Here is a 14,583-nt window from a genome sequence, read left to right as displayed (position 1 = left end):
TTCATAATAAGAACAGGTGGTTGATTCATGGAGATATTACGGAAAAACAGGGAAATAGACCATGTTCGGACGCCCTCGGAGCCCAAGAATGCCAAGCGGTTGATTCAAAAGGACCTGAAAAAGAATTGGTTCGTCTATCTGATGGCCCTTCCCGTTGTGGCGTGGTTCATTATCTTCTGCTACGGGCCGATGTGGGGTGTTATGATCGCATTTAAGGATTTCAAGCCTTTGCTGGGCTTCGCGGATAGCGATTGGGTGGGCTTCAAGCATTTTATCGATTTTTTCTCCGGACCCTATTTTTGGAGAGTCGTCAAGAATACGCTCCTGCTGAATGTGTGGGGGATCGTGTTTGGATTTACGGCACCGATCATCTTGGCATTGCTGCTGAACGAAGTTCGTTCTTCCAAGTTTAAGCGGACCGTTCAAACCATTACGTATATGCCGCATTTTATTTCACTGGTGGTTGTGTGCGGGATCATTCACATCTTTACGGCCAATGAAGGTGTCGTTACGCAGCTGCTTTCGTTCATAACGGGAAAAGACTACTCATCCCTTCTCGGGTATTCCAATTTGTTCCGGCCGATTTATACCTTTTCCGGAATCTGGCAGAGCATCGGATGGGACAGCATCATTTATCTGGCTGCGATGAGCTCCATCGATCCATCATTATATGAAGCGGCCGATATCGACGGGGTCGGCAGGGTGAAAAAAATGTGGTACATTACGCTGCCTCAGATCAGTCCGGTCATCATCATCCTGTTTATCTTTGCGATCGGCGGATTGATGGCCTCCGGCTACGAGAAAATTATCCTGCTCTATAATCCTTTGATCTATGATACGGCGGATGTCATCGCCTCCTATGTTTACCGCAGGGGCTTGAGGGAAGCGAGCCTAAGTTATTCCACAGCCGTCGGATTAATAAGCTCCATCGTGAACTTCGGGCTGTTATGGATGACAAATACCATCGTGAAGCGCAGATCTGAATCCAGCTTATGGTAAGAGAGAGGGAAGGCTATGGAGGATATCAAGCAACTCAAAGTGAAACGAAGAAGGAAGCATAAAAGCATAGGGGACCGCGTATTCGACTTCACGAACTATACGCTGTTAACCGCATTAACGTTGGTTTGTTTTTATCCCATATTGCATATCTTGTTTGCTTCCGTCAGCGATCCCAGCGCCTTGATGGCCCATAAAGGGGTATTGTTAAAGCCGCTGGGATTCACGCTCGACGGTTACAAGCTGGTGTTTAAAGACAACAGCCTGCTGAAGGGGTACATGAATACGATCATTTATGTGGGACTGGGCACCTTGGTCAATATGGTCATGACGATATTGGGCGCATACGTGCTCTCCAGACGGGACTTGTATTTCAAAAATTTTATCATGATTTTAATTACGATCACCATGTTTTTTGGCGGAGGGCTGATTCCCTGGTTCCTGTTAATGAAGGACATCGGCTTGTACAACAATCTGTGGGCGATGATTCTGCCGACCGCTTTAAGCACTTGGAATATCATCATTTTAAGAACCGGATTCCAATCGATCCCGAGAGAACTGGAAGAAGCGGCATTGATTGACGGCGCGAGCCAGGCCAATATTCTGATCACGGTCATCCTGCCACTGTCGAAAGCCACGCTGGCCGTTATCTTCCTGTATTATCTGGTCGGGAATTGGAACTCCTGGTTTAACGCGATGGTCCTGCTGAAGGATAGGGAATTGTTCCCGTTACAGCTGCTCATGAAGGAAATCCTGGTCGCTAATGATTCGACGGCCACCACGATCGGCAGCGCGGGCGGGGTTGTCATTAACAGTGCTCAGAGCTCGACGGCTTTCCGGGAGTTGGTTAAATATTGCGCAATAGTAGTTTCGACCGTGCCTATATTGCTGGTGTATCCTTTCCTGCAAAAGTATTTTGTGAAAGGCGTTTATGTGGGTTCGATCAAAGGCTAGACGTTCAAACGAGCAGATAGAGAGATTGAATAATTAGGAGTGAGTTGCATCATGTTGACAGAAGTTAGCAAGACACAACCGGTTCGCAACGAATATCCGAGACCCCAGTTTCAGCGCAAAGAGTGGTTAACCCTCAATGGCGAATGGGATTTCCGTTTTGATGATGAAACCATCGGCGAGGATGAAGGGTGGTATCGGGCGGAAGCGATGGCTTCCTTTACACGGAAGATCAACGTCCCCTTTACGTTCCAAAGCAGGCTGAGCGGCATTGGAGATCCTTCTTTTCATGATGTGGTATGGTACCGCAGAACGTTTGAAATCCCGCAGAACTGGAACGGGAAACGGATCGTGCTTCATTTCGGTGCCGTGGATTATATGGCCAAAGTGTGGGTGAACGGGCATTTGGTGGCCATGCATGAAGGAGGGCATACGCCGTTTCAAGCGGACATTACGGCCGCGCTCACGGAAGGAAGCAACACGGTCGTGCTGCGGGCGGAGGATTTCAGCCGCGACGTCACTCTGCCGAGGGGCAAACAATATTGGCTTGAGCATTCGGCAAGCATTTTCTATACCCGTACGACTGGCATCTGGCAGAGTGTGTGGATAGAGCCGGTATCCCCGGTACATCTGAGCAAAGCGATGATGACGCCTGACATTGACCGGAACGAAATTCGCATCCGGACATTCCTTGACGGCTATAAATCTACAGAGGATCTTAAGCTGCAGATCACCATATCGTATAAGGATGAATTGGTTGCCGAGGATCAGTATACGATCCGAAATGCGGAACAGCTCCGGACTATAGGGCTGAGCGATTTTACGGATCATGGCCTGGGACGCCTCTGGAGCCCCGAGTTTCCGAACTTGTATACCATCGAGTTTCGCCTTGTTCAAGATGGGAACGTTGTCGATCAAGTATCCAGTTATTTCGGGATGCGGAAGGTATCGATCGAGAACGGCAAGCTGTGCCTGAATAACCGCCCGTATTTCCAAAGGCTGGTGCTGGATCAGGGGTATTTCCCTGATGGAATTCTGACGGCTCCTTCAGACGAGGCTTTGAAGCGCGATGTGGAGCTGGCGAAGGAAATGGGATTCAACGGCGTGAGAAAGCACCAGAAGACGGAGGACCCAAGGTTCTTGTACTGGTGCGACCAGCTCGGCTTGCTGTTATGGAGCGAGGCGGCTAACGCGTATGAATATTCCGAGTCCTATGTTCGCCGCTTCACGGCGGAATGGCAGGAGATCATCGAGCGGGACTATAACCATCCTTGCATCGTCACCTGGGTTCCGCTCAATGAGAGCTGGGGCGTTCCCAATGTTCAGATGGATAAGCGTCAGCAGCAGCATGGGCTTGCCATGTATCATTTAACAAAGTCATTGGACGATAGCAGGCCGGTTGTTTACAACGACGGGTGGGAGCATATGACCACCGACCTGGTTACTATTCATGACTACGAGAGCCGCCAGGAAGTGCTGGAGGAGCGGTATACAACAGCCGCTTCCGCGGTGGAAGCCATGCCGGCGAACCGGAGAATATTCGTCGGCGGTGCTTCTTACGAAGGCCAACCCATTCTGGTATCGGAGTTTGGCGGGATAGCCTTTAAGAAGAGCGATTGGGAGGGCTGGGGGTATTCCGGCGCCGAGAACGAGGAGGACTTCCTGATCCGGCTCAAGGCCGTAGTGGATCCGATGTTTTCATCCCCGGTGATCCAGGGATATTGCTATACGCAGCTGACGGATGTTGAGCAGGAAATCAACGGTTTGCTGACGTATGACCGTAAGCCGAAGGCGCCGCTTGAAACCATTCGCAACATCATGACGGGTAAATAGGAGGAGGAGAAATGGAAGGGACGAATGCCTACGAAGGCGTATACCATAACGAGCGAGCAGTTTATTTGAGAGCCGGGGGTTATGAGGCCATCATGCTTCCGGATATCGGCGGGAATTTGATATCGTTCCGGGACCTCGATAAGGGCTATCGGTTTCTGCATGAGCCGACGTCGGAGGAAATGCCGGGATTCAAAGCAAGGCCGATGATTCATGGCATTCCGGTATTGTTTCCCCCGAACCGCTATAAAGACGGCCAGTTCCGGTGGAACGGCAAAGTCCATCAGCTGCCGGTCAATGAAGAGGCAACCGGTCATCATCTGCATGGATTTCTGTACAACATTCCATGGGAGGTCGATGAATACGGGCATTCCGGGCAGGAAGCTTATGTGACCGTGTCTGTCCACGTGGATGAACAGCATCCGGTATTCCAAAGCTTCCCGTTCCGGTTCCATATTCAGCTTCGGTATGGCTTAAGCCGGCAGGGGCTATCCCAGCGGGTAACGATTACCAATACAGGCCAAGAAGCCATGCCGTGTTTGCTGGCGTTCCATACGTCCATCAACGCGCCATTTACGAATGGAGGCGACGCCCGGGATTACCGCTTAAAGCTGACCGCCCTGAAGCGGTGGGAGCTGGATGGGCGAATGCTGCCCACCGGATCCTATCAGGAGCTGTCCGCTAACGAGCAGGTCATGCAAGGAGCAGGCGTGTACCCCTTCTTCGAAAGTATGGACAATCATTATACCGCTGTAGCTCAAAATGGAAGAAACCGGATGGAGCTTACCGATCGGGCGGAGAAACTGACGCTGGTTTATGACGTAGGCACCTCCTATAAACAATGGATGATCTGGAACAACGAAGCGACCGAGGGTTTCTTTTGCCCTGAGCCGCAGATCAATCTGGTCAATGCGCCCAATATGGACATGGAAGTCGAAGAAATCGGGTGTTTCAGTCTTGAGCCAAATGAAATCTGGGAAGAGACCAGCAGGCTGTACGTGAAGGAAAGCCGAGGCTAAAGCCATAGGTGACAGCCGGGTAACAGATAAATACCGACAAATTAAACCTAAAAGAAGGAGTTAAACATGACAGAATTAACACTGCCGCGTTCGGAGTACCCCCGCCCGCAATGGGTAAGACCTGAATGGATTAATCTGAACGGTGCTTGGCAATTCGAAATCGATCATGGGAAAAGCGGGAAGGAGCGCGGATTCCATGAGCCGGGACATGATCTATCCGGAACGATCACCGTTCCCTTCTGCCCCGAAAGTAAGCTGTCCGGCGTTGAATATAAGGATTTCATGGCAGCTGTATGGTACAAACGCGATTTTACCGTGCCTGAAGAATGGAAAGGCAGCATCCTGCTTCACTTCGGAGCTGTGGATTACGAGACGGAAGTATGGGTAAACGGTGTATCCGTAGGAATGCATCGCGGAGGATATACGCCTTTTAGCTTTGATATTACGTCGCATGTGATACCGGGCAAGAACGTGATTACCGTCTGTGCGGAAGACGACGTCCGTTCCGGACGCCAGCCGCGCGGGAAACAAAGCGGGCGGTTTCACTCGCATGGCTGTGATTACACCCGTACGACGGGGATTTGGCAGACGGTATGGTTGGAGCGAGTGCCGGAGGCCTATTTGTCCGACATGAAAATAGTGGGTGATCCCGATAATGCCTGCGCGCACCTGGAAGTAAAGATATGCGGAAATGCTGTGGGACATAAACTGAGCGCCTCCGCTCTGTATGAGGGAAAACCTGTAGGGAACGCCAGTGCGGTCGTATCCGGGCCGTCCGTCATACTTACCATTCCATTGGCGGAGGTTCACTTGTGGGAGGTGGGTCAGGCCAGGCTGTATGATCTGGAATTAACCCTGCAAGGACGGGATAATCAGGTGAGCGACACCGTCCAATCCTATTTCGGGCTTAGAACCGTCATGCTGGGCGGCATGGCCTTCCGCATCAACGGCAAATCCGTGTTTCAGCGCCTTGTGCTGGATCAGGGCTTCTATCCGGATGGGGTCTACACCGCCCCAAGCGATGAGGATCTCCGCAAAGACATCGAAATTTCGATGGGACTCGGCTTTAACGGCGCAAGGCTTCACGAGAAGATGTTTGAACCGCGCTTTCTATACTGGGCGGACCGTTTAGGGTATCTGGTGTGGGGAGAACATGCAAATTGGGGATTGGACATTACCACAACGGAGGGGCTGTCACATTTTCTCCCGGAATGGCTCGAAGGCATGGAACGCGATTTCAATCATCCTGCTCTCATCGGCTGGTGTCCTTTTAACGAGACATGGGACCGTGACGGCGCCAAGCAAAATAACGAAGTGCTGCGCATTGTGTACGAAGTATCGAAAAAGATGGATCCGACGCGTCCCGTCATTGATACGAGCGGTAACTTCCATGTCGTGACGGATATTTTCGATATCCATGATTACGATCAGAACCCGGAGACATTCAAGGAACGATATGAGCCGATGAAGAACGGCGGAGAGGTGTACAATAGCTTCCCGAATCGGCAGCAGTATGAAGGCCAGCCTTATTTCATCAGCGAATATGGCGGCATATGGTGGAATCCGGACCAAAAAGACGAGAAGTCCTGGGGTTACGGCGACAGGCCGACCTCCGAAGAAGCGTTTCTAACGCGCTATGCGGGCTTAACGAATGTGCTGCTGGATCATCCGAAAATGTTCGGATTTTGTTATACCCAGCTGTACGACGTGGAGCAGGAAGTGAACGGATTGTATACCTATGACAGACGTCCAAAATTCGATCCCGAAGTGATTCGCCGCATCAATTCCCGCAAGGCCGCGATTGAAGATTGAGCCGGTATCATGACCGTTATCGAAGTAGGCGGTGTTACATTTCTGCGTGGTGTATGATTGCAGATTATCCGAAAGGAACGTGACGAAGGATGAAGGTGAATTACCGGAATAAATTATTGCTCACGATATGCGCATTCCTTATTCTTCCTATAGGTCAGGCGACACATGCGGCTACGCTTCAAAATAACTTCTACAACGTGGTCATGCAGGAGGGGGCGGATCCATGGGTATATAAACACACCGACGGCTTCTATTACTTCACAAAAACGACCGGTGGAAATGTGACCATATGGAAGTCCGCACAGCTTACCACGATCGATGCAGCTCCGACGACGGTCGTCGAAACGGGCTGCTGCAGCATCTGGGCTCCCGAATTGCATTACATCAATGGCGCCTGGTACATCTACTATGCCAAGGATGACGGGGATAACGTCAATCACCGCATGTATGTCATGGAGAACACGTCGGCGGATCCGATGCAGGGAACCTGGCAGTATAAGGGCCAAATTACGGACCCGACGAATAAATGGGCGATTGACGGCACGGTGCTGCAAACAGGCGGTCAGCTGTATTTTATATGGTCCGGCTGGGAAGGCGACACCAATGTCCGGCAGAATTTGTATATCGCCCGCATGAGCAATCCCTGGACGATCGATTCGAATCGCGTTGAAATCGCAAGGCCTACCCACAGCTGGGAAACGAACCATTCCCCGCATGTAAACGAAGGGCCTCAGGTGATTGTGCGAAACGGTCTCATCAATCTGGTATACTCGGCAAGCGGAAGCTGGACCAACGACTATTGCCTGGGCCTCATCACGGCCAGCACAACCAGCGATCTGCTGAATCCGGCATCATGGAGCAAACGCAGCCAGCCTATTTTCAAGTCCGGTAACGGTCTGTACGGACCGGGTCATCATTCGTTCACCAAGTCGCCCGACGGCACGGAGGACTGGATGCTCTATCATGTCGCCAAATACAATAATGCCGGGTGGAACCGCGAGGTTCGAATGCAGAAATTCACGTGGCATGCCGACCACACGCCCAATCTCGGCGTCCCGGTGAATCCGAATGCTCCGATAACCTTGCCTTCCGGCGAAGCAGCACATATCCGTTACGAAGGTGAGGAAGGGACATTTGGAGGTATCGCCTATGCATCTCAGAGCCCTAACGGCTCGGGAGGCATGAAGGCCGGGCATATCGATACGCGGGAGAGCTATGTGGAATTCAAGGTACATGCCGCGTCCGCAGGCGAATACATTCTGCTTGCCCGAACGGCGAATGGAACAGCCGGGGGGAATTGGTCCCATCTCATGCTCAGTGTAAATGCCGGTACCGCAAGCAAGTTCCACATCACGAATAAAGGATGGGAGAACTGGGGGCTGTCCACGGCGCGGGTTCAGTTGAAGGCTGGCGTGAATACGATACGTTTTTCAAAAGGCGCGGGATACGGAGAAATCGACTTTTTCGACATCAAGCCGCCCAATTAGGATACAGCGGATGGCATAGCGGGTCGATAAAAAAGTGTTGTTAGCTTGATCATGGATGGCTTCCGGTTCTCCCGGAGGCCATTTCTGGCTATGAAAGTCATGGTTTTCTACGTCCGACTATACGATGCCTTATGGCAAGAGGCAGGAAAATGGATGGTGTAAGCCTTTCCAGTGTGATTGTTTTTCATTTCATTAAGAAGTAAAATTATTGTAATGAATATGTTTAAAGGAGAGCGGATTTGTGCTGGAACTTGGTTTTAACGACCCGGAAAGACTGGTCACGGTAGCTCATGCCTTGTCAACGCGCTCTAGGGTGGATATTCTGAGGCTCTTGAACTCCAAGAACTTGAATGTCATTGAAATCGCCGAGAAACTCAAACTTCCCGTTTCTACGGTTGCGAGCAATATCAAAGTGTTGGAAGCGGCCGAGTTAATTAATACGGAATTGCTTCCGGCTTCGCGAGGAGCAATGAAGGTGTGCAGCCGTAATTATGACGATGTTCATTTTGCATTGAATTTAAAAAATTCAGTACCTAAGGGAATCACGCATGTCTATGAAGTAGAGATGCCGATTGGCCATTACAGCGATTGCGAAGTATCGCCGACATGCGGAATGGCGAATGCCGACGGGTATATCATAAAGGAAGACGAGCCGGCGAGCTTTTACCATCCCAAGCATGTCAATGCCCAGATCATTTGGCTGCGCAAGGGATATTTGGAATATTTGATGCCGATGGATATTCCGGCCGGAGTACGAATCGAATCACTTGAACTGTCCATGGAGATGTGTTCGGAGGCCCCGAATTATGACCAAAACTGGCCTTCGAATATTTCGGTGTGGGTCAATGGCGTGGAGATCGGCATGTGGACAAGCCCCGGCGATTTCGGGGATCGGCGCGGCAAGCTGAACCCTAATTGGTGGTACGATTGGGCAACGCAGTACGGGTTTCTCAAGACATGGCGGGTTGATCATGAGAAGACAACGCTAGACATGGAGAAAGTGTCGGGCGTTACATTGGATGAACTGAATCTTTCCGAGAGTCCCAAATTGCGGTTGCGTATCGGCATCAAGCCCGATGCCGTCAATCAAGGGGGGCTGAATCTGTTCGGACGCCAATTTGGGGATCACGAACAGAATATTATCATGCAGGTAAAATATACGATGGATCAGGATGGGGAAGACCTTTAATCATGCTATTTGTAAGTGGCCGAAGGCTTAACAGAAGACGAAGAAAAGGCAAGTGCAGCGGCAGCATGTGGGCGGAGAGGTTTCCCGTTTTTATAAAGGAAAAAGTGGCAGTGCAGAAGGTATTTCTGTGCTGTCACTTTTTTTGTTTACCCTCAGAATAGTCGGAGTAAACCGCGAATCCTTATCGATTGAGAATCATTTCATAAGAAGAGCCCATTCTTTTCCCGGTTTACATTCCGTTTAAATAGGGGTGTTACGATTCAAGCATCATCCATTAGCAAAGAGGAGGAAATCATAATGGAGCATGTATACAGAAAGAAAATAGAGCCTAACCCTGGTGACTTGGCCGTTGAGGCTTATGGACTAGTCAAAACATTCGGCGATAATCGTGCCGTGGATGGCGTGGATCTGAACGTGCGTACCGGAACGATCTACGGTGTGCTTGGTCCGAATGGGGCAGGCAAGACGACCACCATCCGGATGCTGGCGACCTTGCTAAGGCCGGATGCCGGTACGGCCCGAATCTTTGGACACGACGTGCAGGCGGAATCGCAGATCGTCCGTCAGTTGATCGGGGTAACCGGTCAATACGCGTCGGTGGACGAATCGCTCAGCGCTACGGAGAATCTGATTATATTCTCCCGTTTGCTAGGTTTGGGGCGTACGGAGGCGCGGCGCAAAGCGAGTGAGCTGCTTGAGGAATTCGGTTTGTCGGAAGCCGCGAAGCGACCGCTAAAAAATTTCTCCGGCGGCATGCGGAGAAGACTGGATCTGGCGGCAAGCCTTATTGCCCAACCGCCGCTCATCTTCCTGGATGAACCGACGACGGGGCTTGACCCGCGTACGCGTTCCCAGATGTGGGATACGATCCGCCGATTGGTGAATACCGGTTCAACGGTATTGCTGACCACACAGTATCTCGAGGAAGCGGATCAATTGGCAGACCGCATCGCCGTTATCGATTACGGCCGGGTTGTGGCCGAGGGGACGGCGGATGAACTGAAGATGTCGGTAGGCACTTCCTCGCTGCATTTGACCGTCCAGCATTTACAGGACATGGATCGCGCCCGCCATACCGTGGAACAAGTGCTCAAAGTTCATGCTAATGTATCGCCGGAAGCGGGCAAGATAACGGCACCGATGGCTAATGCGGGTCTTGTTACAGATCTGCTGATCGAACTGCGCTCGGCAGGAATCGGCTTGTCCGAGATGAGCGTGCAGAAGCCGACCCTGGATGAGGTGTTCCTGACGATCACCGGCCACGGCGTGAAGGAAGACGCTGGCCAAGGGGCTTATGAATCCAATAATAGAGAGGTGGCAAGGGTATGAGCAGCACCATGATTCAGCCAGGGACGGAACGTCAGCTCAAGAACCGCACGAGTTTCGGTCAGACGATGCGAAATTCGTTGACAATGGCCTACCGCGGGCTGCTGAAGCTCCGGCGTACGCCCGAGCAGTTGTTTGACGTCACGTTCCAGCCCATTATTTTTACACTGATGTTCACCTATATTTTTGGGGGCGCCATCTCCGGTGACGTGGCGAGTTATTTGCCCGTTATCATTCCCGGCATCCTCGTCCAGACCGTGATTACGACCTCCGTCGTCACAGGTGTTCAGCTGCGTGAGGATATGGATAAAGGCGTATTCGACCGGTTCAAATCGCTGCCGATTGCACGCATTGCACCACTGGCCGGTGCCCTGCTGGCAGATACGATTCGATATACCATTGCAACGGTGCTTACCTTTACGATGGGTTATATTATGGGATATCGGCCCGAAGGCGGCTTGGGTTACGTTGCTCTTGCCGGGCTGGTCGTCATTTTGTGCTCGTGGGCCATCAGTTGGATCTTTGCTTTCTGCGGCGTGATTGCAAGATCCGCCTCCGGCGTACAGGGAATATCGATGATCGTGCTGTTTCCGCTCACGTTTCTCTCCAACGCGTTCGTGCCGGTGGATACGATGCCGGGCTGGCTGCAGTGGTTCGTCAATATGAATCCGATCTCGCATCTTGTGACAGCCGTTCGGGATCTCACCAACGCTGGCACCGTGGGCTGGGATCTCACGATATCCTTGGTCGGCGCCGCGGTCATCGTGGCGGTCTTTGCTCCCATTACGGTTCGTGCGTACATGCGCCGCACCTGATACCAAGGGGGCTCATCCGACGAACGTTTACCCATGCTGCCGGGGAAAGCAGGACATCCGTCCGAAACGCAGGTTGACATCGATTTATTAATTCACTATACTGTCTGTAATCTTATAAGCAACATACGTTGAAAGAGCCCAGTAGCAGCTTGGTCCCTGTTCTAGAAAGCCGGGGGATGATGGAACCCGGTACACACCAAGGCAGCGAATTACACTCTGGAGTATCTCGGGTAATGCCGAGCGGAAACGGCGAACGATATCTCGTCTAATGAGCGGCATGAATGACGCGCGGCAAGCGTGCAGATCATTTGTGCAATCTGGGTGGTAACACGGTTAATAATCGTCCCTATGTCTATAACAGACAAGGGACGATTTTTTGTTTTTCAACGAGTTGGACGTTTCGTTATAAGGAAATTAATGAATTGAAGGAGTGTTAACACTGTGAATATTATCGACGAACTGGAATGGCGCGATGCGATCAACCAACAGACGGATGCCGAAGGCCTCCGGAAGCTTACGAATGAAAAATCTATCTCGCTGTACTGCGGTGTAGATCCAACGGGCGACAGCATGCATATCGGTCACCTGATTCCCTTCATCATGCTCAAACGGTTCCAGCTTGCCGGCCATCGTCCGGTCATTCTGATCGGGGGCGCAACCGGCACCATCGGCGATCCAAGCGGACGTCAAACCGAGCGCTCGCTGCAGACGCTGGAGCAGGTTCAGGCTAACGTTGATGCGTTGACCGGACAAATGAAAAAGCTCTTCGTGACGGAGGGCGACAATCAGATCCGCATGGTTAACAACTACGACTGGACGCATAAAATCAACATTATCGAATTCCTGCGCGATTACGGGAAAAACTTCAGCATTAACTCGATGCTGGCGAAAGACGTTGTTGCGAGCCGGCTTGACAGCGGCATTTCGTTCACGGAATTCTCTTACCAAATCCTGCAGTCGGTTGACTACTTGCATCTGTACCAGCATGAAGACGTACAACTGCAAATCGGGGGATCGGACCAATGGGGCAACATTACAAGCGGCCTCGACCTGATCCGGAAGAAGGAAGGACCAGAGGCAAAAGCATTCGGTCTGACCATTCCGCTCATGCTGAAGGCCGACGGCACGAAATTCGGCAAAACGGCCGGCGGCGCGATCTGGCTCGACCCGAACAAAACAACGCCATTCGAGTTCTACCAGTTCTGGGCGAACACCGACGATCGCGACGTCGTGAAATACCTGAAGTACTTCACGTTCTTGACCAAAGAGCAAATTGACGAGCTGGCCGAAAAGGTGCAGAGCGAGCCGCATAAACGCGAAGCACAAAAAATGCTGGCTGAGGAAATGACGAGATTCGTGCACGGCGAGGAGATGCTGGAGCAGGCCAAGCGCATTACGGCGGCTTTATTCAGCGGCGATATTAAATCCCTTACGGCCGATGAGATCGAGCAGGGCTTCAAGGAGATGCCGACATTCGAAGCCACGCCGGAAACGAAGAATATCGTGGACTGGCTTGTGGATCTGGGCATCGAGCCTTCCAAGCGGCAAGCTCGCGAGGATATCACCAAAGGCGCCATCTCGATGAACGGCGAGCGTATCAGCGACGTCGGTCACGAGGTGACAGCCGACCAAGCGATCGGCGGCCGGTTCATCATCATTCGCAAAGGAAAGAAAAACTACAGCTTGGTGAAAATGTCCTAGAAGACGGTGTAACCATCAGGGGGAAACGTCTCCCCGGACGAAAGCACCCGTAAAAAGCCGCTAAACACGTTTCAAGGTGCTTAGCGGCTTTTTTTTAGAGATAAGAAAGTATAAACTCCCGATGCTCCCCCTCCTGATCTCGCAAGAAAAACATCTGCTGTAGAGAGTACGTCTTATATGCAGTCTATCTTCTGGAAAAGTACGTCGATCGACGTTTTTCTTTTATTGGAAGTTTCCTTCTATATAATAGGATAATATCTGTAGTGTTAAAGGAGGTAGATCATATCATGAACATTCAACTGCAGACCGAGCTGTGCCAACGGTTCCAAATCCGCTATCCGCTCTTTCTGGCAGGAATGGCTGGGGGACCGACGACAGTTGAACTGGTCGCCGCCGTATCCAACGCAGGCGGACTCGGCACGCTGGGTGCGGCTTATATGGAGCCGGCTGCCATTCGTCACAGCATTCAGGAGATTCGCAAGCGGACGGATCAGCCTTTTGCCGTCAACCTGTTTGCGCCCAGTGCCCCGGATCGCCATGAGCGAATTGGAGAGGTTCAACAGGAACTAAACCGGATGCGGGATGACCTTGGCATTCCTCATGCGGGCAAGGATCACGTAACAACCCCGGATTGGTTCGAGCAGCAATTCGCGGTTCTGATCGAAGAGAAGGTGCCTGTCATCAGTACGGCATTCGGGATTCTGGATGAGCCTCATATGCAGCAAGCGAAAGCGGCTAAGCTTCTGGTTGTTGCGATGGCTACCACAGTCCGCGAAGCCATGCTGGCTGAGCAGGCAGGGTGTGATGCCGTCGTCGCCCAAGGCAGCGAAGCGGGCGGACACCGTGGAACGTTTGACATTTCGGAGCACCCGATGGGCGCCCAAATCGGAACGTTTGCCTTGGTACCGCAAATCGTGGATCGCGTCAAGATCCCCGTGATTGCCGCCGGAGGCGTGATGGATGGACGCGGACTCGCGGCTTCGCTTGTTCTTGGAGCCCAAGGCGTTCAGATGGGGACGCGATTCCTGACCGCGGTTGAATCGGGTGCGCATGAGGTTTACAAACAAGCGCTGCTTCGGAGTACGGAAGAGAGCACGGTGATCACCAAAGCATTCTCGGGCCGGCCTGCAAGGGGCATCCGCAATGCATTCATCAGGCAATGGGACGAGAGCGGCGTAGAGCCGCTGCCCTTTCCTACGCAGAATACGGTGACCCGTGACATACGAAACGCGGCTAATCGCCAAGATAATCCGGAGTATATGTCATTGTGGGCGGGGCAAGGCACAAGAGGGCTGACTTCGGGACAAACGGCAGCGGATATTGTTGCCGAGACGATCCGGGAAGCGCTGTTGATCTGCCCGTTTCGTGAATCCGATCATTTAAAATGAGAGCGGATTATGCTATACGCTTAGGAAAACATGAAGCAGCAGGCCACCTAAGGAAAAACCTTGAGGTGG

11 protein-coding genes and 1 other annotated feature are annotated in these 14,583 nt (G+C 51.9%); all 11 genes read left to right on the top strand.

The window, feature by feature from the left end; all coding sequences use genetic code 11:
• The first annotated feature begins 27 nt into the window (after positions 1–27).
• Positions 28–999 (top strand): ABC transporter permease subunit, encoded by a 972-nt coding sequence (locus MKY48_RS25155; RefSeq protein ID WP_076324224.1) that lies wholly within the window; start codon positions 28–30, stop codon positions 997–999.
• Between the two features lie 15 nt (positions 1,000–1,014).
• Complete coding sequence (locus MKY48_RS25150; protein WP_213643710.1) at positions 1,015–1,950, top strand: carbohydrate ABC transporter permease; 936 nt, start codon at positions 1,015–1,017, stop codon at positions 1,948–1,950.
• A 51-nt stretch (positions 1,951–2,001) separates the two neighbouring features.
• Entirely contained in the window at positions 2,002–3,780 is a 1,779-nt protein-coding gene (locus MKY48_RS25145; protein ID WP_339291497.1) for a sugar-binding domain-containing protein, read from the top strand.
• Between the two features lie 11 nt (positions 3,781–3,791).
• Positions 3,792–4,796 (top strand): aldose 1-epimerase, encoded by a 1,005-nt coding sequence (locus MKY48_RS25140; RefSeq protein WP_339291495.1) that lies wholly within the window; start codon positions 3,792–3,794, stop codon positions 4,794–4,796.
• Positions 4,797–4,862: 66 nt separating this feature from the next.
• Positions 4,863–6,608 carry a sugar-binding domain-containing protein gene (locus MKY48_RS25135; protein ID WP_339291493.1) on the top strand — a complete coding sequence of 582 codons (1,746 nt, stop codon included), beginning with the start codon at positions 4,863–4,865 and terminating at the stop codon, positions 6,606–6,608.
• 89 nt (positions 6,609–6,697) lie between these two features.
• A complete protein-coding gene (locus MKY48_RS25130) occupies positions 6,698–8,095 on the top strand; it encodes a family 43 glycosylhydrolase (RefSeq protein WP_339291492.1) in 1,398 nt (465 codons plus the stop codon).
• Positions 8,096–8,336: 241 nt separating this feature from the next.
• Positions 8,337–9,284 carry an ArsR family transcriptional regulator gene (locus MKY48_RS25125; RefSeq protein WP_339291490.1) on the top strand — a complete coding sequence of 316 codons (948 nt, stop codon included), beginning with the start codon at positions 8,337–8,339 and terminating at the stop codon, positions 9,282–9,284.
• A 297-nt stretch (positions 9,285–9,581) separates the two neighbouring features.
• A complete protein-coding gene (tetA(58), locus tag MKY48_RS25120) occupies positions 9,582–10,613 on the top strand; it encodes a tetracycline efflux ABC transporter Tet(58) subunit A (protein WP_339291488.1) in 1,032 nt (343 codons plus the stop codon).
• Complete coding sequence (tetB(58), locus tag MKY48_RS25115; RefSeq protein ID WP_339291486.1) at positions 10,610–11,425, top strand: tetracycline efflux ABC transporter Tet(58) subunit B; 816 nt, start codon at positions 10,610–10,612, stop codon at positions 11,423–11,425. Before tetA(58) ends, tetB(58) begins: the two co-directional genes overlap by 4 nt.
• 119 nt (positions 11,426–11,544) lie before the next feature.
• Positions 11,545–11,776: a binding site (T-box leader), on the top strand.
• A 90-nt stretch (positions 11,777–11,866) separates the two neighbouring features.
• Positions 11,867–13,126 carry a tyrosine--tRNA ligase gene (tyrS, locus tag MKY48_RS25110; protein ID WP_076324215.1) on the top strand — a complete coding sequence of 420 codons (1,260 nt, stop codon included), beginning with the start codon at positions 11,867–11,869 and terminating at the stop codon, positions 13,124–13,126.
• A 287-nt stretch (positions 13,127–13,413) separates the two neighbouring features.
• The gene (locus tag MKY48_RS25105; protein WP_339291484.1) at positions 13,414–14,514 is read left to right on the top strand and encodes a nitronate monooxygenase family protein; all 1,101 of its coding nucleotides are present in this window, start codon (positions 13,414–13,416) and stop codon (positions 14,512–14,514) included.
• The last annotated feature ends 69 nt before the right edge of the window (positions 14,515–14,583 follow it).

The organism is Paenibacillus sp. FSL W8-0187, assembly GCF_037969755.1.
Lineage (GTDB): Bacteria > Bacillota > Bacilli > Paenibacillales > Paenibacillaceae > Paenibacillus_AQ.
This window is presented reverse-complemented; position numbering and strand designations above follow the sequence as displayed.

Excerpts from the sequence above, each read along its gene's own strand:
- MKY48_RS25155 (WP_076324224.1), top strand. The coding sequence starts at position 28 with ATGGAGATATTACGGAAAAACAGGGAAATAGACCATGTTCGGACGCCC.
- MKY48_RS25150 (WP_213643710.1), top strand. The coding sequence starts at position 1,015 with ATGGAGGATATCAAGCAACTCAAAGTGAAACGAAGAAGGAAGCATAAA.
- MKY48_RS25145 (WP_339291497.1), top strand. The coding sequence starts at position 2,002 with ATGTTGACAGAAGTTAGCAAGACACAACCGGTTCGCAACGAATATCCG.
- MKY48_RS25140 (WP_339291495.1), top strand. The coding sequence starts at position 3,792 with ATGGAAGGGACGAATGCCTACGAAGGCGTATACCATAACGAGCGAGCA.
- MKY48_RS25135 (WP_339291493.1), top strand. The coding sequence starts at position 4,863 with ATGACAGAATTAACACTGCCGCGTTCGGAGTACCCCCGCCCGCAATGG.
- MKY48_RS25130 (WP_339291492.1), top strand. The coding sequence starts at position 6,698 with ATGAAGGTGAATTACCGGAATAAATTATTGCTCACGATATGCGCATTC.
- MKY48_RS25105 (WP_339291484.1), top strand. The coding sequence starts at position 13,414 with ATGAACATTCAACTGCAGACCGAGCTGTGCCAACGGTTCCAAATCCGC.